Here is a 24,705-nt window from a genome sequence, read left to right on the forward strand (position 1 = left end):
CGGTAAAGCTGGGGAAACTTGTCATTCTGACATCAAAGGAGTGCGTGATGAGTTACTCCCATCTGCTTGTTTCAGTTGCTGTTTCTCCCGAAAGCCATCAGCTTGTCGCCCGAGCCGTGTCCATCGCCCGCCCCGCAAACGCCCGCATCAGCCTGATCACGCTGGCCGCCGAACCCGAAATGTATAATCAGCTGGCTGCGCCGATGCTGGAGGATATTCGTGAGGTGTTGCAGGAGGAAACGCAGCAATTTTTGCGAGAACTGGCACAGAGGGCAGACTATCCGATTCATCAGACCGTCATCGCGACGGGTGAATTAAGCGCGCATATTCTCGACTTGTGCCAGAAAGAGAATATTGACCTGGTTATTTGCGGGAATCATAACCAGAGCTTTTTTTCTCGTGCGGCTTGCTCGGCAAAATCCATTGTTTCATCAAGCCGTGTTGATGTACTGCTGGTGCCTCTCGGGGGCAATTAATGCCCCCGGAGAAAATCAGGCGAGTTTAGGGAATGTCGCGATCTTTTTTTGCAGGTCACCTTCCTGACTCTGCGGCTGGATCGCGCGCAAATCGTCAATAAAACGCGCCTGCCAGCGGTCGATATCATTCTTAACGATGGTCTCCATCATTTCCGAATGACGCGAAATACGTTCCGCAAGCGGCATGGTTAACGCGCGGTTCAGGGCATTGGCCACGTCATCGCGATCGTAAGGGTTCACAATCAGCGCTGAGGTTAACTCGTTTGCCGCACCGGCAAATTGTGACAGCACCAGCACGCCAGGGTCAGCAGGATCTTGTGCTGCAACATACTCTTTTGCCACCAGATTCATCCCGTCGCGCAGCGGCGTGACCAGGCCGACGTCAGCATAGCGGAATACCTTCATCAGGATTTTGCGCTCAAAGTGCTGATTCAGATAGAAAAGCGGAGTCCAGCCGAGCTGGCCGTAACGTCCGTTGATGCGCCCTGCTTCGGTCTCCAGCTGGTGACGAATATCCTGATAAGCCTGAACCTCACCGCGCGAGGTTGGGGCTATCTGGGTATAGCGGATCTTGCCGTGATGCTGCGGGAATTTATCCAGCAGGGTTTCGTAAGCAAGGAATCGTTCCGGCAACCCTTTGGAGTAGTCCAGACGCTCGACCGAGAAGATGTTCTTAACGTGCTTAAGTTCGTTCTTAAGCTGCGCAAGCTTCGGCGGCAGCGGGCCGGAGGCCTGTTCGGCGATTTCGTCAGGCTCAATACCAATCGGGTAAACTTCGGTATGGAAATTTCGCCCCCACGCGGTGTGAGATTTTCCGCCGTGAGTGACAAGCCGCGTTTTACCCGACACGCTGTCGAGGAAGGCCAGCCTGTCGTTTTCCGTCTGGAACCCGAGCAGGTCGTAATCGGACAGCGCCTCCAGGATCTCTTCATGTTGCGGCAGCGCCGTAAAAATCTCCGGAGTCGGGAAGGGAATATGCAGGAAGAAGCCGATTCGGTTTTTCACGCCACGTTTACGCAGCTCCCTGGCGAAGGGCAGCAGGTGATAATCGTGGATCCATAAAATATCGTCTTCTTCGATCAGCGGCAGCAGTTTATCTGCCAGCAGCGCGTTGACGCGCATATAGCCTTCATACGATTCACGCTGGAACTTCACCAGGTCCAGACGATAGTGGAACGCAGGCCACAGCACGGCGTTCGAGAACTCGGAATAATATTCATCGTAGTCCTTTTCGCTGAGGGCGAAAGAGGCCCACGTGATATTGCCCCGCGACACCTTGTTTAGCGGTTTTTCATCATTACTGATTTCACCGCTCCAGCCAAACCAGAGACCACCCGCGGCTTTGAGGGCACCTAATACCCCGACCGCCAGTCCACCGGCACTGGCTTTTTTATCATCCGGCGGTGCGATGCGATTAGAGACGACGACTAAGCGACCCATAATGATTTCTCCCGTTGTTTTGCGCTATTTGTTGTTGTTGCTGGTTAGCGACGTCAGATATCCACTGCCAGACGCTGGCGACATTTTCCAGACGCCATCCGGCAATGGTTTCACCAGGCCCGACCTTGACAGACATGCCCTCGGCCTGGTTTACCACGCTGAACCCGGCCTCATCGGTCAGGTCATCCCCAAAAAAGACTGGCGTACGCCCTTTGAACGGTGCTTCCGCCATAAACGCTGCAATGGCAGCGCCTTTATTAATGCCTGCCGGTTTAATCTCAACCACACATTTACCCGGCTGTAAGGCCAGCTCCGGATGGGCTTCCGCCACGCTTCTTGCCAGCGCAAAGATCGCCGACTCATGGTGGGGTGCCTGACGGTAGTGCAGCGCAAAGGCCATGCCTTTGGCTTCCAGTTCCGTACCAGGAAGCAGTTCCAGTGCCGAAGAGAGTTGCGCATGCAGCGCCTGAATCAGCGTATCGGGGAGTGAAACTATGTGCAGTTGATCATGGATGTCGCGGCGCTCCGCTCCGTGTACACCGGCCAGCGGAAAGTGATAAGGACTGGCGAGCACGTCCAGCTCAGCCATTGAGCGCCCTGAAATCAATGCCAGTGCCCCCTCGTTCTGTCGTGAGAGCTGCTGCAAATTCTCTAACACCGTATCCGGTACAACGACGTCGTCAGGATGCGGCTCAATCCCGGCGAGCGTCCCGTCGAGGTCAAAAAAGAAAGCAAATTTTCCGGGCAGTACAGGCGGTGCGGTTAACAAGTCAGCCACCCTAATCCTCCTTACGGTTAGCAAAACAGCCATGTAAGTATAGACAGTGTGACGCTGCTCGCCATTTAGCAACCGGCCCGTCAGCAAAACTGGCGGGCCGGTCAGGGGGTCAACTATGGTTAATAGTTGAGCATATTGGTGGCTAAAAATAAATCAGCCGGTGCGCTTCGCTTTTTGCTTGTAACGGTCGAATATCACCGCTGCCAGCAGGATTAGGCCGCGCACGACGTACTGAGAGAACGGAGAAATATTAAGCAGGTTCATGGCGTTCTCCACGGTCCCCAGAATCAGGATCCCCGCCACCACATATGAGATTTTTCCGATGCCGCCCTTGAGGGAAACGCCCCCCAAAACGCAGGCTGAAATGACAATCAGCTCATAGCCGATAGAGGTCATTGGCTGGCCGCTGGTCATGCGCGACGCCAGAATAATCCCCGCCGCCGCCGATACCAGCCCGGAAAGCACGAAGATAATGATCTTGGTGCGCACAACCGGCACCCCCGCCAGGCGCGCCGCCTCCTCGTTACCGCCAATTGCCAGGGTATTACGGCCAAAGGTGGTGCGGTTAAGCAGGAAACCGAACAGGATCAGACAGGCGACCGTCAGCCAGATAGGCGCGGGCAGGCCCAGCCAGTTGGCATAGCCCAGCGTGAAGAAGCGCTCGTCTTCAATCCCCACCGCCTTACCGTCAGAGATGATATAGGCCAGACCGCGCACAATTTGCATGGTCGCCAGCGTCGTGATCAGGGCGTTAATCTTCAGACGCGCAATCACGAAGCCGTTCACCAGGCCGCTCAGCACGCCGAGCATCAGCCCGGCAAATACGCCGATCCACAGGCTTTCGGTCATGTTGATGACCACGGCGGTGGTGACGCCGGCACAGGCAATCACCGAGGCGACCGACAGGTCAAAATCGCCGGAGGCCAGACAGAACAGCATTCCGCAGGCCACCATGCCGGACATGGAGATCGCCAGCCCCAGCCCCTTCATGTTGATGAAGGTCGCGAAGTTTGGCACAAAAATCGCGCACGCAACGAACAGGGCGGCAAAAACCACCAGCATGCCGTACTGGTCCCAGATGCGGCCAACGCTGAAGGCCGACTTCGGCGCTCCGGATGTAGTAACAGAGGACATCATTGACTCCTTACTCAGGCGACAGCCTGGCTAACTTTAGGCATGGCGAGACTCAACGCCTGTTGTTCATTCGCCTGTTCATGCAACAATTCACCGGCAATTTCGCCTTCGCGCATCACAACGATACGGTCGGCAACGCCGAGCACTTCGGGCAGATCGCTGGAGGCGAACAGCACCGCCACGCCGCGTTTTGCCAGCTCATAGATGACGTTATAAATTTCGTGTTTCGCCCCGACGTCGATGCCGCGCGTCGGCTCGTCGAGCAAAATGACCTTCATGTCTTCCGACAGCCAGCGGCCAAGAATCGCTTTTTGCTGATTGCCGCCGGACAGGTTCATGATCAGCTGTTCAGCACCGGGGGTTTTGATGTTCAGCGAACGGATATGGTGATCCGCGTTGCTCGCCTCCCAGCCATCGTTAATCAGGCATCCCGCACGGATGAACTTGCGCCGGGCAGAGATGTTGATGTTGTCGCGCACCGAATGTACCGGAATGATGCCTTCGGCCTTTCGATCCTCCGGGCAGAGCATGATGCCCGCGTTAATCGCCTGGGCAGGCTTCTGAATATCCACCTTTTTCCCGTCGACGAAGACCTGGCCCTGGGTGATGCGCGTACCGCCAAACAGCCCTTTCATCAGCTCGCTGCGCCCTGCCCCCACCAGGCCAAACAGCCCGACGATTTCGCCGCTGCGCACCGAGAGTGAGATGGGCGTGCGAACGCCGGGCGCTTTAACGTTATCCAGACGCAGACGCTCCGGGCCGTATTCGCGCGGTTTCCAGTGGTAGATATCTCCCAGATCGCGTCCGACCATCGCCTGCACCAGCTGGTCATGATTGACCTGCTTCATATCGGTAAAGGTGCGTACGTAGCGGCCATCCTTAAACACGGTAATGGCATCGCTTAAGGCGAAAATCTCTTCCATACGGTGAGAAACGTACAGAATGATGCGGCCCTCTTTGCGCAGCTCGCGGATCACGCGAAAGAGGTTTTCTATTTCGCGCGCGGAGAGCGAGCTGGTTGGCTCATCGAAAGCGATGATTTTGGCGTTACGCGCCAGCGCTTTGGCAATTTCCACCATCTGCCACTGGCCGATGGAGAGATACTTAAGGGGCGTTTGCGGATCGACATCCAGCCCAAGGTGCTTCAGCTGCAAGCCCGCTTCATAGTTGAGCAGCGAGCGGTTGACCACGCCGCTTTTATGCGGAAGCTGGCCCAGATAGATATTCTCCGCCACGGTCATCTCAGGAATAAGATGCAGCTCCTGATAGATGATGGCGACACCCGCGTTTAGCGCGGCCGTGGTGTCGGCAAAGGCCACCTCTTCGCCGCGAATGGCCAGCGTACCGGTGGTGGGCGTGTAGTTGCCGCTGAGGATTTTTAGCAGCGTGGATTTTCCCGCGCCGTTCTCCCCCATCAGGGCGTGAACCTGGCCGGCATAGCAGTCGAAGCTGATATCGGTCAGCGCGTTTACGCCGGGGAACGTTTTCCCGATGCCGCGGAAAGAGAGATACGGATCAGACTGTTGCATAACGACTCCGTGATTCCTGTAGTGTGTACGTCTGGCCCCTCACGGCGAGTGAGGGGCACAATCACAGCGTATTACTTACCGCCCAGTCCTTTTTTCGCCAGCTCCTCTTTGAAGTTATCGCGGGTGATCAGCACCACGTCGGTCACTTCGGTGAATTTCGGCGGCTCAACCCCTTTGGTCACCCAGTTGTAGAGCATTTCACTGGATTTATAGCCGTGGACATCCGGGCTTGGCAGCAGGGAGCCGTAGAAGCCGGTCGCCTGCGCTTTAGACAGTTCGCTCACGGCGTCAACGCCGTTAATGCCGATCCCAATCACGTCCGGTGCCTTAAAGCCCTGACCTTCCGTTGCACGCACGCCGCCCAGCACGGTGTTGTCGTTCATGCCCACCACCAGCCAGTGTTTCACCTCCGGATGCTGGACGAGCATGGAGTTCGCCGCATCAAAGGCGCCCGGGATATCGTTGGACTTGGTCGGCACTTTGTAGATCTGTTTTTCCGGGAAGCCGGCCGCCTTCAGCGCGTCCATGGAGCCCGTGGTACGACGACGGGCGGTATCCAGCTCGTCAGCGGTAATGGCCATTACGGCGGTCTCTTTCACATCCCAGCCGCGTTTTTGCATCTCTTTATAGAGTTCCTGACCCTGACGCTCACCGATTTTGGTGGCCGCCATCATCACCAGCGGAACGGTATCCATCGGTTTGCCTTTGGCATTCACGAACTGGTCGTCCACGGCAATGACTTTCATATCGTAACCGCGCGCTTTCGCGGCTATAGCCGAACCCAGTTTTGGATCCGGGGTACAGATAACGAAACCTTTTGCGCCGCTGGCCGCCAGGCTATCGATGGCGTTCAGCGTTTTCTCGCCGTCAGGCACGGCGATTTTAATCACCTCAAATCCCAAATCTTTCCCGGCTTTATCAGCAAATTTCCATTCGGTCTGGAACCACGGTTCTTCAGGCTGTTTGACCAGAAAACCGAGCTTTAAATTTTCAGCGATAGCGGATTGTGACATAACGGCAGCCAGGCCGATGGCCGCCAGCGCTTTAGTAAATTTGTGCATGGTAAACTCCAGCTTAAGTATTCTTATCTGTAGGGAATAATGGCGAACAGCTTATTTAATCGGACTTAAAACAAGGCATTAGCGCTTACCTCGTCATAAGCGTTATTGCTGGAGATAGTTTTAGCGGGAAATTAATCATCCATAAGAGAGCGCCATCACACCGCAGAATTACAGTAATTGCGTACATAAATTCAGCGAAAAATGACATAAAAAAGGCCGTAATTGTCCTACAAATGGAAAGGGATTAAGCAGAATTATCCATAAGGTCAGCTAAGACGTCCCTGTCATCCGGACGCCTGAGCGCCCGGCAGAGAAATTACCAGGAGTAATAGATGTGTTCCGCATGATCGCGAACGGGGGCGTCGTCGCCCAACAGACGAGCAGAGAGCGTCAGCGCAAAGTCAAAAGCGTGTCCCAGGCCCTTACCGCTGATAAGGTTGTTATCTTCTACGACCGGCGCATCCACATAAACCCCGTCAGTAACGGTTTCCCAAAGATCGCCGGAACAGACGTAGCGGCGCCCCTTGAGCAACCCGTTGCCGCCCAGAATCCGCGCTGCCGCAGAGCAGATGGGGCAGATAAGCTTGCCGCGCTCGTCGTGCGCGGAAATAAAGCGTATCACCTCGCGGTTAGCCGCGAGGCTGACGCTTCCCTGCGGCCCGCCGGGTAACACCACCGCGTCATAAAGCGTCTCACTGCGCTCCGTTAGCGTACTGTCGGCCACCATGGGAATGTTGTGGTAACTCACTACCGCACGGGACTCCGTGCAGGCCAGCGTTTCCACCTCAATCTGCAAGCGGCGCAGAATATCAATAGTGATAATCGCTTCTGCTTCTTCAAAACCTGGTGCCAACAGCACCGCAACTTTAGTCATCATAAACCTCAACGGATGAAACGATATAAAACATTGTTTCATTTTTACACCTTGTCAGATGACATTCTTGCGACGCGATCACAGAACCGTATATTGCGGTAAAATTGATTTAGCTCAAATTTCCTACAGCAGGATATATTTGCAGATATTATTTCTCATTTAACACTTTCGCAGAATTTCCCGCCAAAGAAGGTTTCCTGAAACGATAAAAATGAGCGTTATTCTTTTTTAAATCAATAAAATCATATAATTAAAAAACAATCTGTCTTATCGCCTGTTTTCTATTCTGCGCTATATTTAAATTTGTAATGTATGGTAAACACAGCCCAATTAAGAGTTTTCTTAATTCAAAGAGAAGCGTATGCTTATTTAAATCGAACACAGGAAGTGAATTTTCGAGTTTCTTTACCTTGCAGAAATCTTTTTCTGCCATTCAATCGTCAATACCTGCCGGGTCAGGTTAAGTAGCGGACATCAAGTCCCACAGTCAATAAGGATATGAGTATGACTACCCAAACGATGATGCAAAAACTGAATGCTCAGATGAACCTGGAGTTTTACGCTTCAAATCTGCATCTGCATTTGAGCGCGTGGTGTTCCAGAAAAAGCCTCAACGGCACTGCCACCTTCTTTCGTACTCAGGCGCAAAGTAACGTCACGCACATGATGCGTGTCTTTAACTTTTTAAAAGCCGTCGGGGCAAACCCCACCGTAAAAGAGCTTGAAACGATTGAAGATAATTACTCTTCTCTGGAAGAACTGTTCCAGAAAACGCTCGAAGAGTATGAGCAACGCTGTGCGACGCTGAGCAAGCTGGCTGATGAAGCCAAAGCACAACAGGACATCACGACCTTCAGGTTTTTACGTGATATGGACAGAGAGCAGCAGCAGGATGGCATGCTGCTGAAAACGCTCGCAGATGAAATCCGCAACGCGAAGCGCGCGGGTATTTGCCTGGAGCAGACGGACCGCCATCTTCTCGACATTGCCACCGTTCAGCACCACTAATCCCTTTCACCCGCTCCCGTCAGGGAGTGGGTACCAACTCCCTGCTTTTACTGACATTTAACAAATCAGATCTCGCTCCCAATGAATAACCACACATCGTGTAATGATTTGTTTAATTACATTCATTGACGAGGGAGCATCATGATCACCATTGAGTTTATTGTCATTATCCTCTGCCTGCTGATAGGCACACGCTTCGGCGGTATGGGCCTGGGGCTGATAAGCGGCATCGGCCTGTTTATTTTGAGTTTTGTCTTTGGTCTGCAACCCGGTAAACCCCCGGTTGACGTGATGCTCACAATCCTTGCGGTCATCGGCTGTGCGGCCACGCTACAGACTGCGGGTGGCCTGAACGTGATGATGCAGTTCGCGGAGCGTCTGCTGCGTAAACATCCCCAGCACATCACCCTTCTCGCGCCATTTACCACCTGGACGCTGACCTTTCTCTGCGGGACCGGCCACGTCGTTTACACCATGTTTCCCATTATCGCGGATATTGCCCTGAAAAAAGGCATACGTCCGGAACGACCGATGGCGGTGGCCTCGGTGGCATCTCAGATGGCGATCACCGCCTCCCCCGTTTCCGTGGCCGTCGTGTCGCTGGTGTCCATTCTGGGTGCGCAGCACGGTATCGGCCACGCGTGGGGGATCCTCGAAATCCTGGCCGTCTCCGTACCGGCCTCGCTGTGTGGCGTCGCTATCGCCGCGCTGTGGAGCTTACGCCGCGGGAAGAACCTGGCAGACGATCCTGAGTTTCAGGAAAAGCTGAGAGATCCGAAACAGCGGGAGTTTATCTACGGGGGAACGGAGACGCTGATGGATCAGCGCTTCCCGAAACAGGCCTACTGGTCAACGTGGATTTTCTTCGCCGGTATTGCCGTCGTGGTGCTGCTGGGGGCAGTGCCAGCGCTACGCCCGGCCTTTGAGATCAAAGGTAAAATGACGGCTCTGTCGATGAATCTTGTCATTCAAATGATGATGTTGATCGCCGGGGCCGTCATGCTGATGACCTGCAAGGTCAATGCATCGGCAATTTCAAACGGGGCAGTGTTTAAGGCGGGGATGGTCGCCATCTTCTCGGTGTTTGGCGTGGCGTGGATGAGCGATACCTTTTTTCAGGCGCATCTCGACGAGCTGAAAATGGCGCTGGAGGGGGTCGTGAAGAGCCATCCCTGGACGTATGCCATCGTGCTGTTTCTGGTCTCAAAACTGGTCAACAGCCAGGCCGCGGCCTTGACCGCCGTCGCCCCGATGGGGTTGATGCTGGGCATCGACCCGAAAATGCTGGTTGCTTTCTTCCCGGCGTCATACGGCTACTTTGTGCTGCCCACCTATCCGAGCGATCTTGCCTGTATCGGATTCGATCGTTCCGGCACCACCCGCATCGGCAAATTCATCATTAACCACAGCTTTATTCTGCCGGGGCTGATTGGCGTTAGCTGCGCCTGCGTGGTGAGCTATCTGCTGGTGCAGACGTTCTTCTGACCCTACTGAGGGCGACAGACGCTGTCGCCCTTCAACGTAAAATCAGAAAACAGTTTCTAATTTTAAAACATCGGTTTATTTTAGTGTGACTCACCCTGCGGCGTGAAGCGGAGTTCAATCAGCGCGATCGCTTTCTGGATCGCGCGGAGCGTAACCGGATCCGCCGCGGCAGGATGGTTGGTGAAATCGATGTTTTTCAGTTGGGTCGACATCTTTTCGCGCACTTCTACCGGCGCGATAACGTCAATCACATCAAGGATTTGTTTGATAACCAGCTGGCAGGCGACGACGTCAGATACCAGTTCCTGATCGGCGCTCAGGTTTTGTGACATGGGTTTCTCCTTATTGAAAGGCCGCCATAGTAGCAAAACAGACGCCCTTCTATCTTCCTCTCGTCGTTCGCAGACATAAAAAAACCTGCCGAAGCAGGTTTTTCTATTAAAACATCGCACCCGGTGGGACGTCTTTGAACGTCGTGCAGTAGTTCGCCCACATGCTTTTCAGGATTTTGCGCAGTTTCATTATGTTGCTCCAGTAATGTGTTATGCAGGTGTTATTGTCAATACGCTTATAATATGACCACTATCACAAAAATCAACCATTTTGTGACCTGCATCACGGTTACTAACCCCACAATGCTGCTGGTTTGTTAAAAAAAGCCAAGATAAATCCGCATCTTACAGACTTATAAATTCCAGTAAATTTTTATAAAATTTTTTGAACGGGCAGGAAGAGAATGAGTGAAAACCTAACCGGCAAAGAGGGCCGTGGACTCTCGCCTGCGGCGCTGCTGGTGGCCGGTGCTTTCTTTATGGAGTTTCTGGACGGGACGGTGATTGCCACCGCGCTGCCGGATATGGCAAAGAGCTTTGGCGTACAGGCCGTGGATCTGAATATTGGTATCAGCGCCTATCTGATTACCCTGGCCGTGCTGATCCCCGCCAGCGGCTGGATTGCCGACCGCTTCGGCGCACGCAAAGTGTTCGCCCTCGCGCTGGCAATCTTCACGCTGGCCTCGGTATTTTGCGGCCTGTCCAAAACGCTTGAGCAGTTCGTGGCGATGCGCGTGCTCCAGGGCATAGGCGGCGCGCTGATGGTGCCCGTTGGCCGCCTGGCCGTGTTACGCACAACGCCAAAACACCAGCTCATCACGGCAATTGCCACCCTGACCTGGCCTGCGCTGGTTGCGCCAATCATCGGCCCGCCGCTGGGCGGGTTCATCACAAGCTATGCCGACTGGCGCTGGATCTTCTTTATTAACGTGCCGCTGGGGTTCATCGCCATTTTGCTGGCGCTGCGCATCATTCCTGACCTGCATGAAGATACGCGACGGCCGTTTGATTTGCCGGGTTTTGTTGTCACCACCCTTGCCATGGTAAGCCTGGTGTACGCGATGGAGTTGATGGGAAGACAGCCTCTCCGGGCAGGATTAACGGCCACGCTGTTCATCGTCGGTTTTGTCGCGTTGGGCCTGGCGCTGCGTCATTTTAAACGGGCAGCCTGGCCGATGATCGGTCTCGATGCGATGCAGGTGCCGACGTTTCGCGTCACCCTGTACGGCGGATCGCTGTTTCGCGCCTCCATCAGCGCGGTCCCGTTCCTGCTACCGCTGATGTTTCAGGTCGGCTTTGGCATGGATGCGTTCCATTCGGGCCTGCTGGTGCTGGCCGTTTTCGTTGGCAATCTCACCATTAAACCCGCGACGACGCCCCTGATCCGCGGCCTGGGGTTTAAGCGGCTGTTGCTGATTAACGGTGCGCTGAATGTGGTGGCATTGCTGGCCTGCGCGTTTCTCACTCCGCAGACCCCGGTTTGGCTCGTGATGCTGATCCTCTATCTGGGCGGCGTTTTCCGCTCGGTTCAGTTTACGGCGGTCAGTACGCTGGCCTTTGCGGATGTGCCCCCGGCGCAGATGAGCTACGCCAATACGTTATTTTCAACCGCAACGCAGCTTGCCGTGGGGCTTGGCATCTCACTCGGGGCAATTGGTATTCGTATCGGGGAAACAGTCAGCGAGGCGCTGGGGCTTACCGCCATGCCGGGAATGAGCTTCCGGCTGGCATTTGTGGCGATCGCGCTAATCTGCCTGGTGGGAATGTTTGACACGCTGCGCCTGACCAAAGATGCAGGCAGCGCGGTCTCATCGAAAAAGTAAGGCTTCTTGCCGGGCGGGCAATGCGCCGCCCGGCACAACGGAATCAGCCAACAATACCGCGCACAAAGGCTTCGATCTCTTTGTCCTGGCAGTTTTCGAAGAAGCACTGCTGGAAGCGCTGGCCCGAGACGGCGGTTTTAACCAGCTCAGGATCGATTGCACGCAGGGTATCCAGATAGTTTTCTTTCACCACGGCGGCTTTCACCTGATTAAGGATCCCCGCATTACGCACCTGCGGCTCTTTACGCTCTGGCGGGTAGCCTTCGCCATTGCGTCCGGTAAAGGCTTTCTCAAAGATAAAGCGGACGTTCAGTTCTGCCCCCCAGCCGAAGCCCTTCGCAAATGGCAGAGAAAGCGCGTTACCGTTGTTGATTTGTGCAAACAGGAAAGCATCCGCAGGATCGATGCAGTAGCCGCAAATGACGCCCGGATGAATGTTCAGGGACATCAATGCGCCCTGCCCGGTACCGCAGCCGGTAACAACAAAATCGACGGCTTTCGCGTTCAGCAGAATGCTCGCCATGATGCCCAGGTGAATATAGGTGAGATGATGATCGTTCTCATCACTCATACCGACGTTATAGACCGGGAAACCTTTTTCATCAGCAACGGCTTTCAGCTCATTAAGGATGATGGGATTTTTAGCGGCCTGGCTGTTTTCCATCATCAGTGCAATTTTCATCTCGTCTCTCCTGAATGCATGGCGGGCAATCCCGCTGTGGATACCTTTTCCACTTAACCTTACTATCAAACAAACGCACTTTCAAATTAAGTGAAAGCTTGTTTTAAAAAACAAAGATGCGCTCACAATTTCGCAGGCGGGGCCGGCTCGTTGCACGGTGAAGGGTCAGATCCTCCGGCTATTCCAGCCATTGCGCCCCATCGCGTTGGTTACAATGGCATATTTCCCGTCACGCAGAGTGAACCATGAAAAGTGTAATCATCGCCGGAACCGTCCTGCTGCTCGCCGGGTGCAGCATCAACCGTGAGGCAGAAGTAAGCAGTACCGATGCCCCTAACGGGATTGTGCGCCTCGACTACGGCCAGGCCATGCTGCAAAACGCCTGGTCTGACGACTATGTCAATAACGGTACGGCAACAAAAGCCTGTCAAAACATGGGCTATGCCACCGCGTCAGCCTACGGACAGCCCATTAAAACCTGTACGCTCATCAGCGGCTCGCTGTGTCTGAATGAAAGCGTGACCATTCAGTATAAATGTCAGGGTTATGCCGTAACCGCCGGCAGCCAGAATCCGTGGTATTAACCCGTACTGCCAGTCACGCTGGCAGTTTATTTAATAAGAACAAAAACAATTCTCATTAATAAAAATAAATAGCGGCAATGCGTTTTATTCCCATTCGTATTTTTAATAAAGAGATATTTATTTTACTTTTTGCAAATAATTAAATAACAAATTATAGTGTCGCTCATCGTGAACCAGAAATAATAAACCGGAGCTGCACCATGCTAAAAACTGAAATGATCGACAAGCTCAATGCGCAAATGAATCTTGAGCTTTTTTCTTCCCTGCTTTATCAGCAGATGAGCGCCTGGTGCAGCTATCACAGCTTTGAAGGGGCCGCCGCCTTCCTGCGTCGTCATGCTCAGGAAGAGATGACGCACATGCAGCGTCTGTTTGATTATCTGACGGATACCGGCAGCCTGCCGCGCATTGATAACGTGGCGTCGCCTTTCGCCGAGTACGGCTCTCTGGATGAATTGTTCCGCGCCACGTACGAGCATGAACAGCTGATCACCCAGAAAATAAATGAACTGGCTCATGCCGCTATGACCAGCCAGGATTATCCAACCTTTAATTTCCTTCAGTGGTATGTGGCTGAACAGCACGAAGAAGAGAAGCTGTTTAAATCCGTGCTGGATAAATTATCGCTGGCGGGGAAATCCGGGGAAGGCCTGTACTTCATCGATAAAGAGCTGTCGACTCTCGATACTCAGAATTAATATCAAAACGGTGCTGACTTTTCAGCACCGTTTTATTTTAATGACGGCAAATCTTACTTTCGTGCGTAGAAAATCCGTCTTCTGCCGGAATGAATTTTCCGCGAGCCGCCAGAAACGCCACCAGCTCAGCGGCGGACATCTCCGAAGCCGAACAGGTATGGAATCGCGCCGCTTCGCCAAAGCGGGCATGAATTGCCTCAACCAGACTCTGCTCCGTATAGCGCTCACCTGACTCAATCATCATATTAAGCACGTCGTGACCGTGAATTGACATGGTTACCTCTCGCAAATAAAAAGCAGACTAACCGCTCCCTCCACGACACGCTTTGCGCTGGCGCAGGTTCCCCTTTTCTTTTTGTAAATTAATCATTACATCCTATGTAACGGTGATTTGACGAGATGGGGCTTTTCCCTTACTCTGCGCCGCAGAATGAGTCGCGGTATCGAAGGGTTGTAGAGGAAAGCGTGAAGAACAGAACTCTGGGAAGTATTTTTATCGTCGCCGGAACGACAATTGGCGCAGGAATGTTGGCTATGCCGCTGGCGGCTGCCGGCGTCGGATTTGGCGTGACGTTACTGTTACTGGGCGGGTTGTGGGCCCTGATGTGTTACACCGCACTCCTGTTGCTGGAGGTTTATCAGCACGTCCCTGCCGATACCGGCCTAGGCTCCCTGGCGGCACGCTATCTTGGACGCTACGGGCAGTGGATCACCGGTTTTAGCATGATGTTCCTGATGTACGCGCTGACTGCCGCTTACATCAGCGGCGCCGGGGAACTGATAGCGTCAAGTATCAATGACGGCTTCGGGGCGTCGGTTTCACCGGAAACAGGCGCCATTGTCTTTGCGCTAATCGGTGGCGGCGTGGTTTGCGCGGGCACGTCGCTGGTCGATCTGTTTAACCGCTTTTTATTCAGCGCCAAAATTCTCTTCCTTGTTGTGATGCTGGTGCTGCTGGCCCCGCACATTCATAAGATCAACCTGCTGACGATGCCGCTGGAAAAAGGCCTGGCGCTTTCGGCCATCCCGGTGATTTTTACCTCGTTCGGTTTTCACGGCAGCGTGCCGAGCATCGTGAGCTATATGAACGGCGACACCCGCAAGCTGCGCCGCGTCTTTGTCATCGGCAGCGCCATTCCGCTGATTGCCTATCTGTTCTGGCAGCTGGTGACGCTGGGCAGCATCGATTCCACCACTTTTATTGGCCTGATGGCCGAGCATTCTGGTCTGAATGGTTTCCTGGTTGCCCTGCGTAACGTGGTGGCCTCTTCACACGTAGAGCTGGCGGTACATCTGTTTGCGGATCTGGCGCTGGCAACCTCGTTCCTCGGCGTGGCGCTTGGCCTGTTTGACTATATGGCGGATCTGCTCCAGCGTCGCAATACCGTTGCCGGACGCTTACAGACGGGGGCGATGACCTTCCTGCCGCCACTGGCCTTCGCACTCTTTTATCCGCGCGGGTTTGTGATGGCGCTGGGGTATGCCGGCGTGGCGTTATCGGTTCTGGCCCTGCTGTTGCCTTCCCTGCTGGCGTGGAAAAGCCGCCAGCAGCATCCGCAGCAGGGGTATCGCGTGGCGGGCGGTACGCCAATGCTGTGCGCGGTGTTTGGTTGTGGGATGGTGATTATTCTGGTGCAGGTGCTCATTGCAGCGGGAATGCTGCCGGAAGTGGGGTAAAAAAAGGGGCTATGAATAGCCCCTTTTTTCAGTGCAGGCAGCAGCTTTTGAACTTCTTCCCGCTGCCGCACGGGCACGGGTCGTTACGCCCCACTTTCGCCCCGTTGATTATCGGCTTTTTCGCTTCCGGCTGCTGCGGGTTAGCGACCCAGTAGTTATACAAACGCAGCGCCGCAGGCTGAATGCTCTCGATGCTGGCCATATACTCCTCTTCGGTCAGCGCATCCAGCTTCTCGCTGTTCTCTTCCGTGCCGTGCAGGGCAATCACCGCCAGATCCGCTTCCAGCGCTTCCGGCAGGGATGACCAGTCCGTCAGCGCCACGCCGCGCATGTAGCCATAGCACCACTCTTCCACCACGGTGTAGCTCTGGCCGTCAACGTCGTTATAGCCAAACAGCGGTTCAAACTGATCCGGGTATTCGCTCAGACGCTCGGCAATATCGTTCATGTGCTTAAAGCAAAGATCGATAAACCGGTTCATCTCACGATCGTTTTTCCAGCGCGGAATATACTTCTCACCACCCCAGACCGCCACCAGCCAGGTGTCGGGCTCCACCACAACGGGACCGGAAAGTACTGCGGTAAGCATGCCGTCCAGTTCGGACACGTCAATCACGGATGCATCGTCGTGACCGTAAGACATTAACGTCTCTTCCAGCCACGCCATCTCGCTTTCATTTAATGGGCCTTCAGCCATTGCGGATACTCCTGATAAAAAAAACGATCCTGACATATATCGCCGCCCGTGCCTATCTGAAGTTGAGGTCTTTGCTGCTGCAAAAACGTGCAAATCGTGACCATTGCACAACTTATGGGCTTTGTTGTTAAGGAGATGTGATCTCCGCTGAAAATTCATCTTATCCCGCAAAGGGGCGTAAAACGGCACTCTATACTCAACATGTTGTGCCCCGGTCAAGGGATTAACCATTCTGGCAACCTTTTTGCTTAATGTTCTGCGCGCTTCACGGTGCGTGGGATCCTCGCCGTATTAAGCAGAAGATTGCTTCTAAAGTGCATTTTGTTCTCGCTCTTGTTTTTGGATTAACAATGCCATCAGGCGTTCGGGTTTATACCTGGTGCAAAAACCTCTTTGCTAAGGAACATAATAATGTCGCTGAAATTTACCAAAACTCCCCTCTCCCTGGTGCTGGCCGGCTGTCTGGTAACGGCCTTTTCCGCGCAGGCCGATATCGTCATCGGCGTTGCCGGGCCGTTCACCGGCCCGAACGCAACCTACGGCGATCAATACTGGCATGGCGCTACGCAGGCGGCGGAAGACATTAACGCCGCAGGCGGGATCAACGGTGAGAAAATCAAACTGGTTCAGGGCGATGACGCCTGCGAACCCAAACAGGCCGTTGCCGTCGCCAACCGCTTAGTCGATCAGGATAAGGTGAAAGCGGTCGTCGGCCACTTCTGCTCCTCGTCGACCATGCCCGCCTCCGAGGTGTATAGCGATGCCGGGATCCTTTCCATCACTCCCGGCTCAACGAACCCGCTGATTACCGAGCGCGGCATGAGCGATGTGTTCCGCATGTGCGGTCGTGACGACCAGCAGGGCCAGGTCGCCAGCGATTTTATTCTTGATAAGCTGAAGGCCAAACGGGTGGTCATCATCCACGATAAGGACACTTACGGTCAGGGGCTGGCGGATGCCACTAAGGCGGCGCTGGCAAAACGCGGCGTTAAGGATGTGATGTACGAAGGATTATCGCGCGGGGAAAAAGACTTTAACGCGCTGGTGACCAAAATTGGCGCACAAAAACCGGACGTGGTGTTCTTCGGGGGCTGCCATCCGGAAGCGGGCCCGCTGGTTCGCCAGATGCGTGAGCAAGGCGTGCAGGCGAAGTTCTTCTCGGGGGACTGCATCGTCAATGAAGAGATGGTCACCGCTGCTGGCGGAGCGCAATACACCAACGGTATTTACATGACGTTCGGTAAAGATCCGCGCATGATCCCCGACGGAAAAGCCGTGATTGATAAATTCCGCGCCGGTAAATTTGAACCAGAAGGCTATACCCTCTACGCCTACGCTTCCGTGCAGGCTATCGCGGCGGCTTTCAAGGCCACAAAAGGCACGGATTCAGCGAAAGCCAGCGAGTGGCTGAAGGCCAACCCAGTCGACACGGTCATGGGTCAAAAAGCCTGGGACAGCAAAGGTGACCTCAAGGTGTCTGACTACGTGGTCTACCAGTGGGACGACAAAGGCAAATATAAAGAAGTGCCATAACGGGACGGAATCTGCTCTGCGCCGGCAGGTCTGCCTGTCGGCGTAACCCTTTATTCAGGTGCGTGACAATGAGTACATTCTTCCTACAGCAGTTAATCAATGGCTTAACGCTGGGTTCGGTCTATGGCCTTATCGCCATCGGCTATACCATGGTGTACGGCATCATCGGTATGATTAACTTCGCACACGGCGAAGTGTATATGATTTCCGCCTATCTCTCGGCCATTGGCCTGGCCCTGCTGGCGTTTTTTGGACTTCAGTCCTTTCCGCTGCTGATCCTGGGAACCCTGGTTTTCTCTATCGTGGTCACCGGGGTTTACGGCTGGACGATCGAGCGCATCGCCTATAAGCCGCTACGCAATTCGACGCGTCTGGCGCCGCTGATTTCGGCTATCGGGATGTCGCTGATACTGCAAAACTACGCCCAGCTCAGTCAGGGTCCGCGTCAGCAGGGCGTGCCCACCCTGCTGGATGGCGTGCTGCGTTTCCACCTGGGCGAAGGGTTTGTCCAGATAACCTATACCAAAGTCTTTATTCTCATCGCCTCGTTCGCGGGCATGCTGGTGCTGACCTGGATCATCAACCGTACTCGCCTGGGGCGGATGTGTCGTGCGGTGCAGCAGGATCGCAAAATGGCCTCTATTCTGGGCATCAATACCGACAGAATTATTTCGCTGGTGTTTGTTATCGGCGCAGCCATGGCCGGGCTGGCGGGCGTGCTGATCACCATGAATTACGGCACCTTTGATTTTTACGTCGGGTTCGTTATCGGCATTAAGGCCTTTACGGCGGCGGTGCTGGGCGGCATCGGCTCTCTGCCCGGGGCGATGCTCGGCGGGCTGATTCTGGGCGTCGCAGAAGCGCAATTTTCCGGGATGGTGAACTCAGATTATAAAGACGTGTTCTCGTTTGGTTTGCTGGTCTTAATTCTGATCTTCCGTCCTCAGGGGCTGTTAGGCCGCCCTGTCGTGGCTAAAGTGTAAGGAACAACGCGATGACCTCTGACGGCTTTTCCCTGAAGCGCTGCATTCTGGACGCAATTTTTTCCGGAATGATCGCCCTGATTATTTTCGGCCCGATTGCGGGCGTCATACTGGATGGTTACAGCTTTAACTTTGACGGCCAGCGTCTGGCGTGGATTGTTGGCACCGTGATGCTGGGACGTTTTTTGCTGAGCGCCTTCACGGGCACGGCGGCCGGAAGGCGTTTACAGGCGCGGTTTGAATCCGACAATGCGGGGGTATATGTCCGGCCACCGGAATATAAAAGCCGCCTGCGCTGGATCCTTCCGCTGATTATCGCGCTGGCGATCTGTTTCCCGTTTGTTGCCACCAAATACGTGCTGACGGTCGCTATTCTCGGGCTGATCTACGTTCTGCTCGGCCTTGGGCTGAACATTGTCGTCGGGCTCGCGGGTCTGCTGGATCTGGGTTACGTCGCCTTTTACGCCATTGGAGCCTACGGCCTGGCGCTCGGGTATCAGTATCTGGGCCTCGGGTTCTGGAGCATGCTGCCGCTGGCGGCGCTGATGGCCGCAGGCGCGGGTGCCCTGCTCGGCTTTCCGGTGCTGCGCATGCACGGGGATTATCTCGCCATCGTCACGCTCGGGTTTGGCGAGATCATCCGCCTGGTGCTGAACAACTGGCTCACCTTCACCGGCGGGCCAAACGGCGTTTCGGCCCCTGCCCCGACCTTTTTTGGCCTGGAGTTTGGCCGACGCGCCAAAGAAGGCGGCGTACCCTTCCACGAGTTCTTCGGCCTGACCTATAACCCCAACATGAAGTTTATCTTCATCTATGCGGTGCTTTTTCTGGTGGTCATGCTGGTGCTGTACATTAAACACCGGCTGACCCGAATGCCTATTGGCCGGGCGTGGGAAGCGCTCCGTGAGGACGAGATTGCCTGCCGTTCCATGGGGCTTAACCACGTTCTGGTCAAACTTTCTGCCTTCACCCTGGGCGCATCAACGGCAGGTATTGCCGGGGTGTTTTTTGCCACCTATCAGGGATTTGTTAACCCCACCTCTTTCACCTTTTTTGAATCGGCCCTGATCCTCGCGATCGTGGTTCTGGGCGGGATGGGCTCTACCGTGGGCGTTGTGCTGGCCGCCTTTGTGCTGACCGTCACGCCTGAGCTGCTGCGCAGCTTTGCGGAATACCGCGTGTTGCTCTTTGGCATGCTGATGGTGGTGATGATGATCTGGCGTCCTCGCGGTCTGATCCGCATCAACCGCAGCGGATTTGCCGTACGGAAAGGAGTGGCGCCATGAACGCAACGATTTTGCGCGTAGAACATCTGATGATGCATTTCGGCGGGATCAAGGCCCTGAATGACGTCAATCTTGAAGTGCAGCGCGGGTCAATTACCGCCCTGATTGGCCCTAACGGCGCGGGAAAAACGACCGTCTTTAACTGCCTGACCGGCTTCTACCGGGCCTCCGGCGGCAACATCCTGTTCAATGCCCAGCATAAAACCACCAACGTCATTCAGGTGCTCGGGCAGAAATTCCAGCCCGGCGACTGGCTCAACCCGGCGCAGCTTGGTCAACGCCTGTTCTATAAGATGTTTGGCGGCACGCATCTGGTGAACCGCGCGGGTCTTGCGCGTACGTTTCAGAACATCCGCCTGTTCCGCGAGATGTCAGTGGTGGAAAACCTGCTGGTGGCACAGCATATGCGCGTCAACCGTAACCTGCTGGCGGGGGTGCTGAACACCCCTGCGTATCGTCGGGCAGAGAACGATGCGCTGGACCGGGCGTTTTACTGGCTGGAGGTGGTGGATCTGGTGGATTGCGCGAACCGTCTGGCCGGTGAAATGTCCTATGGCCAGCAGCGACGCCTTGAAATCGCCCGCGCCATGTGTACCGGCCCGGAGATGATTTGTCTTGATGAACCCGCTGCCGGCCTGAACCCGGTAGAGACGCACAAGCTGAGCGATATCATTCGGTTCCTGCGCGACCACCACGACATCACGGTATTGCTGATTGAGCATGATATGGGGATGGTGATGGACATTTCGGATGACATCATTGTGCTCGATCACGGCGACGTTATTGCCAGAGGTAAACCCGCCGAGATCCAGCACAACGAAAAGGTGATTGCCGCGTACCTGGGCACCGACGAAAGCGAGGTAAATCTGTGAGCGAACCGATGCTTCAGTTTCATGATGTGGACGTGTTCTACGGGGCGATCCAGGCGTTGAAGCAGGTTTCGCTGGAGGTGAATAAAGGGGAAACCGTGGCCCTGATTGGCGCTAACGGCGCGGGGAAATCAACATTACTGATGTCTGTTTTTGGCCAGCCCCGGATCCGCAACGGACAGATCCTCTTCTGCGGGGAGGATATCAGCCAAAAATCTACCCACTACGTGGCCACCGGCGGCATCGCGCAGGCCCCTGAGGGGCGGCGCATTTTCCCGGATATGTCTGTAGAGGAGAACCTGCTGATGGGGACAATCCCCATCGGCAATCACCATGCGGCGGCAGATCTGCAAAGCATGTTTGACCTGTTTCCCCGCCTCAGGGAGCGACGCAACCAGCGGGCGATGACGCTCTCCGGCGGCGAACAGCAGATGCTGGCTATCGCCCGGGCGTTGATGAGCCGCCCCAAACTTCTGCTGCTGGATGAACCCAGTCTCGGCCTTGCGCCCATCGTGGTTAAGCAGATCTTCCAGACGCTGCGCGAGCTGGCCCGTAACGGAATGACGATTTTTCTGGTAGAGCAGAACGCGCACCATGCGCTGAAGTTGTCCGATCGCGGCTATGTGATGGTTAACGGGCAGATTCGGTTGAGCGGCAGCGGCGAGGCGCTGCTGAGGGATCCGGAAGTGAGGAAGGCGTATCTGGGTGGCGTGTGAAGCCAGGGCTATAGTGAGAAAAACTCACAGTGATTTCCATTATTAATCGTTTTTCTGATGCGACCGTATTCAAATATCATCCTCACGACCCGCCTTTGCGCGGGCCGATAAAACGTTCAGCCGCAAACTGAATAATAATGATAAGAGGATCCGGGGCAAACATGACACTTGATGCGTTATATCAGTTAATGAAAACTGTATTACCACCTGACACCGATTCAGCCAATGATTTACAGGATTTTATGGCCATGCTTATGGCGACGAAACATCACTCAGAGGCTCTGTCACCGTTTTCGCAGCGCGTGTACATGCTGTCCGTTGCCCATCGCGACCCTAAACAAGCGGCTGCGCTGATTTCAGCCTGTCATCCTGAAGCAGGAAAGCCCCTTCCTCTGCTCGACTTCTCCGGCTGGCCGCACGTGCGTTACGCCACGTCGGGTGAATTTCAGACGCCCGAGTCCGAGGCATATTTTCACAAGATTACGTCTGCGGCCACGATATTACGCGACGCAATCATCGAGGCCGAGCAGCAAAAAAATACCCCTGCTTTTTATATTCTGGATAAGGTGCTCAGCCTGAACAGCGCTTTGCCAGAACGCTATAAAAAGATGGCAAATATCTCTTATTCATAAGGGTATTAATAAACCCGGCTTTCATCGTATTCCAGATAAAGAATATCCAGAGCCGGAACGACCGGGGTATGGCTTTGCAGCCAGGCCAGAAGGTGCTGGATGCTCTCTCTTTTGAGCGAATTTTTTGGCCAGACGAGGTAGTAGCCATCTCCCGTCGCGATAGCTTCCCTGAACGGCAGGCCCAGCAGGCCGCTTTTCAGGGCATCAAGCGTGAGATGCAGGTCGGCGATAGCGATGCCGTGCCCGTTCATCGCGGCGATACTTCCCTGTTCAAGGGTGTCAAACACCATACCGCTGCTCATATCAAGCCCCGGGAACAAGCCCGTCCTTCGCAGCCAGCGCCTCCAGTCCCGTCTGTCCGGTGAAGGATGGATCAGATCGCATTGCGAAAGCTGCTGCCGGGCCGGTTCGAGAAGCGATGGGGTGCAAACCGGAATAAGCCATTCATGAAAAAGCAGCTGGCTTTCCGTTGTCTCACCAAAACGGCCATTGCCGAGAAGAATGGCGCAGTCATATGGCTCAAGATTGAAATCAACGGTGTCAATGTCCATCCAGACGCTGGCAATCTCCACCTGTGGTTTTGCATGGGTGTTGCGAAAAGATCGCAGCACGTCGAGAAGCCATCTCATGGTCAGGGTGCTGGGTGCTTTTAACCGCAGCAGATGGTTTTCACTGCGAAATGCCCGGCAGGCCCATTCAATGCTCGTGAAGCTTTCGTTCAGCTGTCCGGCAAGCACCCGCCCGGTTTCAGTGACCTCCACGCGAGGACCTTGCCTTTTGAAAAGCTCGCAGTCGAACCATTGTTCAAGGGTACGGACATGTCTGCTGACCGCGCCCGGCGTAATATTCAGCGTTTCAGCGGCTTTACTAAAGGAGTTCAGCCGCGCAGCAACCTCAAACGCACGCAGTGCATACAATGGCGGTAAAGACATAGCGTCCCTTACATAACGTGATGAGATGGGGAATCGGGGTCGCAAACGTGCACATGTTCAAACCGCATATCGCGCCCGCTACACGATAGCATAATGCGTATCTGTTTAATTCCGTTACGAAATGGATAACTGTTATTCACGCGAATGTCTTGCCAACTTGCCTGACGAAGCCGCTTCGCAAAAATAGCTGCCGACGGTAAAGTGCTCACCGACAAATTTAGTTGTCATGCAGCTACAGGTGCGGTGAGAAAGGTGAAGAAACACGGATCAGAACCGATTGTGGTGGCTCGCTGAAAAGCGGAGCACGTGTAATGTACCGCTGTGAAAGCGTTTCTTTCCTCACTGCTACAAGACGCCCTGTCAGACAAAGCAGAAGGTGCCTTTCAGTCTTTCGCGTTCAGATGATTCAGCCTTACCCTGACCTTTCACTTTCGACGCGCGGCACATTCTCATAAATTCATTACGCTAAAACTTGTTCCGGGGCAACGCCAGCAAGTAAATTATGGAGAAAAACAATGATCCCCAATATACCGAGTCATATCGATAGGGGTCAAAATCTATATGCAAAAAGCTGCTGACAAACTCGTAGCCATTGGCAAAGATGTTTATCTGAACGGCTGCAATAGCGATTACAAACACCATATACGCGATAAATAGCGGGTATTTATGCAGTCTGTTAACTTTTAGTTTGCCGAGATAAAGCAAGAGAAAAATTGCAACAGATACAATGAAATAGACCACAGCAGGCCAAACAGGTGGATGAAGCGAAAATTCTAACTCATGAGACATAATCAGTTCTCTTTTGCTATCTGGTACATCTGCCAACCCGTAATGCTCCCACTGGTCAAATCCAGCGCCATTGCGGTTTTAGATGCCTCTTGCCAACCGTAGTTCATATCCTGTACGTTCGAGAGCTTGTCGCCGGAGAACAATGTTTTGGTCATTTGTTGATACCCTTGCCCAGTCCATTTGCAAGCTCTTCCACTTTTTCTAAGGAAAATCCAAATGAAGTTCTCTGCGAAGCTGCCGCAGGGCAATCGATGAAACGGAGATATAAGAATTTACACGATAAGGAAACGCACTCAACGCATAATGATCGAAAAATTATGGTTGTGCATGGGTCAGGCAGGAAAAATAAGAATTGTTGTCAGGAAGAGGATTTCAGACACAAAAAAACCACCTTTCGGTGGTTTCACGACACTGCTTATTGCTTTGATTATTCTTTGTTTCCCATGGTAGCCGGAGTGGGACTTGAACCCACACAGCGCGAACGCCGAGGGATTTTAAATCCCTTGTGTCTACCGATTCCACCATCCGGCCAGGGAAGAAAGTGGAGGCGCGTTCCGGAGTCGAACCGGACTAGACGGATTTGCAATCCGCTACATAACCGCTTTGCTAACGCGCCTTAAATCTTTTATCTTTCGACACGCACCCGCAAACTGCCGATGCTTTAATCTGGAGCGGGAAACGAGACTC

26 protein-coding genes and 2 tRNA genes are annotated in these 24,705 nt (G+C 54.1%); 13 read left to right on the forward strand and 15 right to left on the reverse strand.

Annotated elements, in window-relative coordinates; translation table 11 throughout:
• Window positions 1–47 precede the first annotated feature (47 nt).
• On the forward strand, window positions 48–476 hold the full coding sequence (gene uspC / locus IM267_RS11900; RefSeq protein WP_193033464.1) for a universal stress protein UspC: 429 nt from the start codon (window positions 48–50) through the stop codon (window positions 474–476).
• A 15-nt stretch (window positions 477–491) separates the two neighbouring features.
• Here uspC and otsA read toward each other — a convergent pair whose 3' ends face one another.
• From otsA to IM267_RS11930, 6 genes are all read right to left on the reverse strand, one after another.
• On the reverse strand, window positions 492–1,916 hold the full coding sequence (gene otsA, locus IM267_RS11905) for an alpha,alpha-trehalose-phosphate synthase (RefSeq protein ID WP_063868442.1): 1,425 nt from the start codon (window positions 1,914–1,916) through the stop codon (window positions 492–494).
• Window positions 1,891–2,694, reverse strand: a complete 804-nt coding sequence (otsB, locus tag IM267_RS11910; RefSeq protein WP_193033465.1) for a trehalose-phosphatase — start codon at window positions 2,692–2,694, stop codon at window positions 1,891–1,893. The genes otsA and otsB overlap by 26 nt, the downstream gene beginning before the upstream one ends.
• A gap of 153 nt (window positions 2,695–2,847) precedes the next feature.
• The gene (gene araH / locus IM267_RS11915) at window positions 2,848–3,828 is read right to left on the reverse strand and encodes an L-arabinose ABC transporter permease AraH (RefSeq protein WP_193033485.1); all 981 of its coding nucleotides are present in this window, start codon (window positions 3,826–3,828) and stop codon (window positions 2,848–2,850) included.
• 14 nt (window positions 3,829–3,842) lie between these two features.
• Window positions 3,843–5,357, reverse strand: a complete 1,515-nt coding sequence (araG, locus tag IM267_RS11920; RefSeq protein WP_193033466.1) for an L-arabinose ABC transporter ATP-binding protein AraG — start codon at window positions 5,355–5,357, stop codon at window positions 3,843–3,845.
• A gap of 71 nt (window positions 5,358–5,428) precedes the next feature.
• Entirely contained in the window at window positions 5,429–6,418 is a 990-nt protein-coding gene (gene araF, locus IM267_RS11925) for an arabinose ABC transporter substrate-binding protein AraF (RefSeq protein ID WP_017384422.1), read from the reverse strand.
• Between the two features lie 316 nt (window positions 6,419–6,734).
• Window positions 6,735–7,292 (reverse strand): DJ-1/PfpI family protein, encoded by a 558-nt coding sequence (locus tag IM267_RS11930; RefSeq protein WP_193033486.1) that lies wholly within the window; start codon window positions 7,290–7,292, stop codon window positions 6,735–6,737.
• 504 nt (window positions 7,293–7,796) lie between these two features.
• On the opposite strand from IM267_RS11930, the gene IM267_RS11935 reads away from it, so the two are divergent.
• Together IM267_RS11935 and IM267_RS11940 are read left to right on the forward strand one after the other, a co-directional pair.
• Complete coding sequence (locus tag IM267_RS11935; RefSeq protein ID WP_063868438.1) at window positions 7,797–8,300, forward strand: non-heme ferritin-like protein; 504 nt, start codon at window positions 7,797–7,799, stop codon at window positions 8,298–8,300.
• A 141-nt stretch (window positions 8,301–8,441) separates the two neighbouring features.
• Window positions 8,442–9,785, forward strand: a complete 1,344-nt coding sequence (locus IM267_RS11940; protein ID WP_112793130.1) for an anaerobic C4-dicarboxylate transporter — start codon at window positions 8,442–8,444, stop codon at window positions 9,783–9,785.
• An 80-nt stretch (window positions 9,786–9,865) separates the two neighbouring features.
• On the opposite strand, the gene IM267_RS11945 is transcribed toward IM267_RS11940, so the two are convergent.
• Together IM267_RS11945 and azuC are read right to left on the reverse strand one after the other, a co-directional pair.
• Window positions 9,866–10,117 (reverse strand): DUF2766 family protein, encoded by a 252-nt coding sequence (locus tag IM267_RS11945; protein WP_003859683.1) that lies wholly within the window; start codon window positions 10,115–10,117, stop codon window positions 9,866–9,868.
• A gap of 106 nt (window positions 10,118–10,223) precedes the next feature.
• Window positions 10,224–10,307, reverse strand: a complete 84-nt coding sequence (azuC, locus tag IM267_RS11950; RefSeq protein ID WP_003859682.1) for a stress response protein AzuC — start codon at window positions 10,305–10,307, stop codon at window positions 10,224–10,226.
• Window positions 10,308–10,521: 214 nt separating this feature from the next.
• Between azuC and IM267_RS11955 the strand changes: the two genes are divergently transcribed.
• Window positions 10,522–11,940 (forward strand): MFS transporter, encoded by a 1,419-nt coding sequence (locus IM267_RS11955; protein WP_193033467.1) that lies wholly within the window; start codon window positions 10,522–10,524, stop codon window positions 11,938–11,940.
• A gap of 43 nt (window positions 11,941–11,983) precedes the next feature.
• On the opposite strand, the gene IM267_RS11960 is transcribed toward IM267_RS11955, so the two are convergent.
• Window positions 11,984–12,622: an RpiB/LacA/LacB family sugar-phosphate isomerase gene (locus IM267_RS11960; protein WP_003859680.1), complete on the reverse strand. Its 639-nt coding sequence runs from the start codon at window positions 12,620–12,622 to the stop codon at window positions 11,984–11,986.
• Between the two features lie 245 nt (window positions 12,623–12,867).
• Between IM267_RS11960 and yecR the strand changes: the two genes are divergently transcribed.
• The gene (yecR, locus tag IM267_RS11965) at window positions 12,868–13,206 is read left to right on the forward strand and encodes a YecR family lipoprotein (RefSeq protein WP_193033468.1); all 339 of its coding nucleotides are present in this window, start codon (window positions 12,868–12,870) and stop codon (window positions 13,204–13,206) included.
• Window positions 13,207–13,406: 200 nt separating this feature from the next.
• Window positions 13,407–13,904: a non-heme ferritin gene (ftnA, locus tag IM267_RS11970; protein WP_003859676.1), complete on the forward strand. Its 498-nt coding sequence runs from the start codon at window positions 13,407–13,409 to the stop codon at window positions 13,902–13,904.
• A 37-nt stretch (window positions 13,905–13,941) separates the two neighbouring features.
• On the opposite strand, the gene IM267_RS11975 is transcribed toward ftnA, so the two are convergent.
• Entirely contained in the window at window positions 13,942–14,178 is a 237-nt protein-coding gene (locus IM267_RS11975; RefSeq protein ID WP_063868435.1) for a YecH family metal-binding protein, read from the reverse strand.
• A 191-nt stretch (window positions 14,179–14,369) separates the two neighbouring features.
• Here IM267_RS11975 and tyrP point away from each other — a divergent pair, with 191 nt between their 5' ends.
• Window positions 14,370–15,581, forward strand: a complete 1,212-nt coding sequence (gene tyrP / locus IM267_RS11980; protein ID WP_193033469.1) for a tyrosine transporter TyrP — start codon at window positions 14,370–14,372, stop codon at window positions 15,579–15,581.
• A 28-nt stretch (window positions 15,582–15,609) separates the two neighbouring features.
• On the opposite strand, the gene IM267_RS11985 is transcribed toward tyrP, so the two are convergent.
• The gene (locus IM267_RS11985; protein ID WP_063868433.1) at window positions 15,610–16,278 is read right to left on the reverse strand and encodes a YecA family protein; all 669 of its coding nucleotides are present in this window, start codon (window positions 16,276–16,278) and stop codon (window positions 15,610–15,612) included.
• 411 nt (window positions 16,279–16,689) lie between these two features.
• Between IM267_RS11985 and IM267_RS11990 the strand changes: the two genes are divergently transcribed.
• The 6 genes from IM267_RS11990 to IM267_RS12015 all read left to right on the forward strand — a co-directional run bounded on the left by IM267_RS11990 (window position 16,690) and on the right by IM267_RS12015 (window position 22,297).
• Window positions 16,690–17,811, forward strand: a complete 1,122-nt coding sequence (locus tag IM267_RS11990; RefSeq protein WP_063868432.1) for a branched-chain amino acid ABC transporter substrate-binding protein — start codon at window positions 16,690–16,692, stop codon at window positions 17,809–17,811.
• Between the two features lie 68 nt (window positions 17,812–17,879).
• The gene (locus IM267_RS11995; RefSeq protein ID WP_193033470.1) at window positions 17,880–18,794 is read left to right on the forward strand and encodes a branched-chain amino acid ABC transporter permease LivH; all 915 of its coding nucleotides are present in this window, start codon (window positions 17,880–17,882) and stop codon (window positions 18,792–18,794) included.
• A gap of 11 nt (window positions 18,795–18,805) precedes the next feature.
• Entirely contained in the window at window positions 18,806–20,080 is a 1,275-nt protein-coding gene (livM, locus tag IM267_RS12000) for a high-affinity branched-chain amino acid ABC transporter permease LivM (RefSeq protein WP_193033471.1), read from the forward strand.
• Window positions 20,077–20,952 carry an ATP-binding cassette domain-containing protein gene (locus IM267_RS12005; protein WP_193033472.1) on the forward strand — a complete coding sequence of 292 codons (876 nt, stop codon included), beginning with the start codon at window positions 20,077–20,079 and terminating at the stop codon, window positions 20,950–20,952. The genes livM and IM267_RS12005 overlap by 4 nt, the downstream gene beginning before the upstream one ends.
• On the forward strand, window positions 20,949–21,665 hold the full coding sequence (locus tag IM267_RS12010) for an ABC transporter ATP-binding protein (protein ID WP_063450159.1): 717 nt from the start codon (window positions 20,949–20,951) through the stop codon (window positions 21,663–21,665). The genes IM267_RS12005 and IM267_RS12010 overlap by 4 nt, the downstream gene beginning before the upstream one ends.
• A gap of 161 nt (window positions 21,666–21,826) precedes the next feature.
• Window positions 21,827–22,297, forward strand: coding sequence for a hypothetical protein (locus tag IM267_RS12015; protein WP_112793134.1), 471 nt, complete (start codon window positions 21,827–21,829; stop codon window positions 22,295–22,297).
• 5 nt (window positions 22,298–22,302) lie between these two features.
• Here the strand turns inward: IM267_RS12015 and IM267_RS12020 are convergent, their stop codons facing one another.
• From IM267_RS12020 to IM267_RS12035, 4 genes are all read right to left on the reverse strand, one after another.
• Window positions 22,303–23,229, reverse strand: a complete 927-nt coding sequence (locus IM267_RS12020; RefSeq protein WP_193033473.1) for a LysR substrate-binding domain-containing protein — start codon at window positions 23,227–23,229, stop codon at window positions 22,303–22,305.
• A gap of 791 nt (window positions 23,230–24,020) precedes the next feature.
• Window positions 24,021–24,173 (reverse strand): hypothetical protein, encoded by a 153-nt coding sequence (locus IM267_RS12025; protein ID WP_157959548.1) that lies wholly within the window; start codon window positions 24,171–24,173, stop codon window positions 24,021–24,023.
• Between the two features lie 289 nt (window positions 24,174–24,462).
• Window positions 24,463–24,549: transfer RNA gene (locus IM267_RS12030), tRNA-Leu, on the reverse strand.
• An 11-nt stretch (window positions 24,550–24,560) separates the two neighbouring features.
• Window positions 24,561–24,634 (reverse strand) — tRNA-Cys (locus tag IM267_RS12035).
• Between the last annotated feature and the right edge of the window lie 71 nt (window positions 24,635–24,705).

Source organism: Enterobacter cloacae complex sp. P15RS (assembly GCF_014895905.1).
GTDB classification, from domain to species: Bacteria; Pseudomonadota; Gammaproteobacteria; order Enterobacterales; family Enterobacteriaceae; genus Enterobacter; species Enterobacter quasihormaechei.

Excerpts from the sequence above, each read along its gene's own strand:
- IM267_RS12015 (WP_112793134.1), top strand. The coding sequence starts at position 21,827 with ATGACACTTGATGCGTTATATCAGTTAATGAAAACTGTATTACCACCT.
- IM267_RS11985 (WP_063868433.1), bottom strand. The coding sequence starts at position 16,278 with ATGGCTGAAGGCCCATTAAATGAAAGCGAGATGGCGTGGCTGGAAGAG.
- IM267_RS11945 (WP_003859683.1), bottom strand. The coding sequence starts at position 10,117 with ATGTCACAAAACCTGAGCGCCGATCAGGAACTGGTATCTGACGTCGTC.
- IM267_RS11960 (WP_003859680.1), bottom strand. The coding sequence starts at position 12,622 with ATGAAAATTGCACTGATGATGGAAAACAGCCAGGCCGCTAAAAATCCC.
- IM267_RS11990 (WP_063868432.1), top strand. The coding sequence starts at position 16,690 with ATGTCGCTGAAATTTACCAAAACTCCCCTCTCCCTGGTGCTGGCCGGC.
- IM267_RS11995 (WP_193033470.1), top strand. The coding sequence starts at position 17,880 with ATGAGTACATTCTTCCTACAGCAGTTAATCAATGGCTTAACGCTGGGT.
- IM267_RS11975 (WP_063868435.1), bottom strand. The coding sequence starts at position 14,178 with ATGTCAATTCACGGTCACGACGTGCTTAATATGATGATTGAGTCAGGT.
- araG (WP_193033466.1), bottom strand. The coding sequence starts at position 5,357 with ATGCAACAGTCTGATCCGTATCTCTCTTTCCGCGGCATCGGGAAAACG.
- ftnA (WP_003859676.1), top strand. The coding sequence starts at position 13,407 with ATGCTAAAAACTGAAATGATCGACAAGCTCAATGCGCAAATGAATCTT.
- uspC (WP_193033464.1), top strand. The coding sequence starts at position 48 with ATGAGTTACTCCCATCTGCTTGTTTCAGTTGCTGTTTCTCCCGAAAGC.
- IM267_RS11935 (WP_063868438.1), top strand. The coding sequence starts at position 7,797 with ATGACTACCCAAACGATGATGCAAAAACTGAATGCTCAGATGAACCTG.
- IM267_RS12025 (WP_157959548.1), bottom strand. The coding sequence starts at position 24,173 with ATGACCAAAACATTGTTCTCCGGCGACAAGCTCTCGAACGTACAGGAT.
- IM267_RS12005 (WP_193033472.1), top strand. The coding sequence starts at position 20,077 with ATGAACGCAACGATTTTGCGCGTAGAACATCTGATGATGCATTTCGGC.
- livM (WP_193033471.1), top strand. The coding sequence starts at position 18,806 with ATGACCTCTGACGGCTTTTCCCTGAAGCGCTGCATTCTGGACGCAATT.
- IM267_RS11955 (WP_193033467.1), top strand. The coding sequence starts at position 10,522 with ATGAGTGAAAACCTAACCGGCAAAGAGGGCCGTGGACTCTCGCCTGCG.
- araH (WP_193033485.1), bottom strand. The coding sequence starts at position 3,828 with ATGTCCTCTGTTACTACATCCGGAGCGCCGAAGTCGGCCTTCAGCGTT.
- araF (WP_017384422.1), bottom strand. The coding sequence starts at position 6,418 with ATGCACAAATTTACTAAAGCGCTGGCGGCCATCGGCCTGGCTGCCGTT.
- yecR (WP_193033468.1), top strand. The coding sequence starts at position 12,868 with ATGAAAAGTGTAATCATCGCCGGAACCGTCCTGCTGCTCGCCGGGTGC.
- azuC (WP_003859682.1), bottom strand. The coding sequence starts at position 10,307 with ATGAAACTGCGCAAAATCCTGAAAAGCATGTGGGCGAACTACTGCACG.
- IM267_RS12020 (WP_193033473.1), bottom strand. The coding sequence starts at position 23,229 with ATGTCTTTACCGCCATTGTATGCACTGCGTGCGTTTGAGGTTGCTGCG.
- IM267_RS11930 (WP_193033486.1), bottom strand. The coding sequence starts at position 7,292 with ATGACTAAAGTTGCGGTGCTGTTGGCACCAGGTTTTGAAGAAGCAGAA.
- otsA (WP_063868442.1), bottom strand. The coding sequence starts at position 1,916 with ATGGGTCGCTTAGTCGTCGTCTCTAATCGCATCGCACCGCCGGATGAT.
- IM267_RS11940 (WP_112793130.1), top strand. The coding sequence starts at position 8,442 with ATGATCACCATTGAGTTTATTGTCATTATCCTCTGCCTGCTGATAGGC.